Origin of the sequence: Ferrovum myxofaciens, from assembly GCF_000735045.1 — a bacterium.
GTDB lineage: Bacteria > Pseudomonadota > Gammaproteobacteria > Burkholderiales > Ferrovaceae > Ferrovum > Ferrovum myxofaciens.
On the sequence record NZ_JPOQ01000351.1, the window covers coordinates 1 to 253 of the forward strand.

A 253-nucleotide genomic window follows, 5' to 3' on the forward strand; every position below is an offset into this window, starting at 1 on the left:
CATTTCCACTAGGGACGCTTCCATGTCTTCGCAGACCTTGCCGAACATCCGGCGCATCCGGTCGATGGCATCGCCGTCAAACACTTTGCGGCGATATTTCGCCACAAAGACCAAATGGACGTGCATTTTGAAAACGCAATGCCTGCCGTGTCGAATTTCGTTGTCTTTTTCCATAGACCAAGTATAATTCAGCCATGAAACGCTTGCAAGCATTCAAATACGAGCTACAGCCCAACGGCGAACAAGCCCGCTC

Annotated in this window: 1 protein-coding gene; it reads right to left on the reverse strand. The window is 50.6% G+C overall.

Features of this window, described 5'->3' with window-relative positions; genetic code table 11:
- Positions 1 to 174, reverse strand: a 174-nt coding sequence (locus IV91_RS0113970) for an IS200/IS605 family transposase (protein WP_031599449.1), incomplete at its 3' end; no start/stop codon positions are given.
- Positions 175 to 253: the final 79 nt, after the last annotated feature.